General features: G+C 34.4%; 3 protein-coding genes and 1 rRNA gene. 2 read left to right on the top strand and 2 right to left on the bottom strand.

Translation table 11 applies throughout. The annotated features are described in order from the left end of the window. Together CAAU_RS01665 and CAAU_RS01660 are read right to left on the bottom strand one after the other, a co-directional pair. Positions 1-321: ribosomal RNA gene (locus CAAU_RS01665) — 16S ribosomal RNA — on the bottom strand; the annotation flags it as partial. 283 nt (positions 322-604) lie between these two features. Then, positions 605-1468, bottom strand: a complete 864-nt coding sequence (locus CAAU_RS01660) for a cation diffusion facilitator family transporter (RefSeq protein ID WP_008907700.1) — start codon at positions 1466-1468, stop codon at positions 605-607. 203 nt (positions 1469-1671) lie between these two features. Here CAAU_RS01660 and CAAU_RS01655 point away from each other — a divergent pair, with 203 nt between their 5' ends. After that, positions 1672-1914: an apurinic/apyrimidinic endonuclease family protein gene (locus CAAU_RS01655; RefSeq protein ID WP_008907699.1), complete on the top strand. Its 243-nt coding sequence runs from the start codon at positions 1672-1674 to the stop codon at positions 1912-1914. Between the two features lie 100 nt (positions 1915-2014). After that, the coding region (locus CAAU_RS01650; protein ID WP_156792016.1) for a helix-turn-helix domain-containing protein at positions 2015-2332 on the top strand (318 nt) is incomplete at its 3' end.

Here is a 2332-nt window from a genome sequence, read left to right as displayed (position 1 = left end):
CAGTGTGGCCGACCACCCTCTCAGGCCGGCTACCCATCGTCGCCTTGGTGAGCCGTTACCTCACCAACTAGCTAATGGGCCGCGGGCCCATCCCAAGGCGGATTCCTCCTTTGGCTTATGTATCATGCGATACACAAGCTTTATGCGGTATTAGCAGGCCTTTCGACCTGTTATCCCCCTCCTTGGGGTAGGTTACCCACGTGTTACTCACCCGTCCGCCGCTAAGACACCTCAGATTGCTCCTTGGCATCTCCGCTCGACTTGCATGTGTTAGGCACGCCGCCAGCGTTCGTCCTGAGCCAGGATCAAACTCTTATGTTTAAATCCTTAGCTTCTTAAATTACTGCTGGTCGCTTCGCCACTGTTCAGTTTTCAAAGGTCAATCAGCGTTTCTTATCTTATCACGCTTTTTACTCTTTGTCAATATCTTTTTTTCTTTTTTCTCGCCGCCCTCGCGACGACATGTTATATATTATCATGAGAGATATATAGCTTCATTTCAGCGAGACGTAATTATTTGAATTTATATTAATATAACTTTATTTTTCTTTATAAATCTTTAAATTTCTAATATGGATACTCCAGGTTTAGTTGAATAGCAATGCTATTTTGCAGGCTCAATATGGACCATACAATGTTTAATACAATCTACTTCCTCTTCAAGGGCATCATGCACTCTTTGAGCTATATCATGACCTTCCTTTACAGTCAATCTTTCATCCACATATATCTCTAGGTCAACATAAACTTTATGTCCAAATATCCTTGTTTTTAAATCCTGAATCCCCTTTACACCTTCAACCTCTAAAACTACTTTTTTAATCTTTTCAACCGTTTCCTTATCAACAGCTTCATCCACTAATTCCTTTGTAGCTCTAAGATAAAAATCCACTCCTACTTTAATTATAAAAAAACTAACTACAACAGCAGCTAATGGATCAAAAAACTTATATCCCAGCCTTGCTGCAAATATACCAACAAAAGTTCCAACTGAAGAGAAAGCATCCGAACGGTGGTGCCAAGCATCCGCCTCCATAGATATGCTTTTTATTTTTCTTGCAACAATGATTGTATACCAATACATTGCTTCTTTGACTATGATAGAAATTAAGGCAGCCATCAAAGCAATTCGCCCTGGAACTGCTATTTCCCCAGATACTAATTTTTTAATACCCTCGTATCCAATTAAAAATCCAGTGATAATTAATACAATACTAATTATCTTTGCAAATACAGGTTCGAACTTTTCATGTCCATAGGGATGCTTTTCATCTTCCTCCCTAGAGGATATCTTTAATCCTAATATCACTATAAATGTAGCTAAAATATCAGAAAGCGTATGGACTCCATCTGCAACCATAGCACTACTTTTGCCTACAAAACCTGCAAGTAACTTAAAAATACATAAAGCAGTATTTATAAAAATAGTTATCCATGATGTTTTTGTTCCTATCTTTTCTCTATCCATATTTTCACTTCCTTTTCAATTGAAAATATAGTCATATTGCTATTATATGCAATAAATCATAATTTATCAACTATTATTTTTTATAATATATATTCTCAATTGATAACAATAAGCGTCTACTTTTGTATATAACTTTCATATTTACATACCTTAGGCTTTATAATTATAATTTGATTAACACCATTACAATCAGGAGGATAACCATGAAAATAGGATATGCTTGTATCCCTTTAGGAGTTGATTGGTCCACCAATAGAAAAATGTCTCTTAAAAACTTTTCAAGTGAAAAATTTTTAGAAATAACAAACCTTAACCTTGAAGATCTTAGAAATATTTTAGAATACAACATTCAAAATAATATATATCTATTTAGAATAAGCTTAGACATCATTCCATTTGGAAGTCATAGTGTTAATAATATCCTATGGCAAAAAATATTTAACTAAAGAGCAACAGAAGTCGCCCACTTCTATAAGTGGGTGATGAATGTTGATTGATAAATTCTTTTTTATGATATAATCAGTATTACAGGAAGGAGGTGTAATTTTGCTAAAGGCTTATAAATACAGGATATATCCAACAAAAGAACAAGAAGAATATTTTGCTAAAGTATTTGGTTGTGTAAGATTTATATACAACAAAATGCTACATGACAAAATAGAATACTATAAAAAAACAGGAGAAATGCTAAACAATACACCTGCACAATATAAAAAAGAATATCCGTTTCTAAAGGAAGTAGATAGCCTTGCCCTTGCTAATGCACAGCTTAATTTAGAGAAGGCATATAAAAAATTCTTTAGAGATAAAAAAACAGCCTTTCCAAAGTTCAAGAAAAAGAAAGGTTACCAGTCTTATACTACA

It is taken from the genome of Caloramator australicus RC3, from assembly GCF_000297115.1.
Taxonomy (GTDB): domain Bacteria; phylum Bacillota; class Clostridia; order Clostridiales; family Caloramatoraceae; genus Caloramator; species Caloramator australicus.
Note: the sequence above shows the minus strand (reverse complement) of the source record. Positions and strands in the feature narration are given on the sequence as shown.

Coding starts and splice junctions, on each gene's coding strand:
- CAAU_RS01660 (WP_008907700.1), bottom strand. CDS start 1,468: ATGGATAGAGAAAAGATAGGAACAAAAACATCATGGATAACTATTTTT.
- CAAU_RS01655 (WP_008907699.1), top strand. CDS start 1,672: ATGAAAATAGGATATGCTTGTATCCCTTTAGGAGTTGATTGGTCCACC.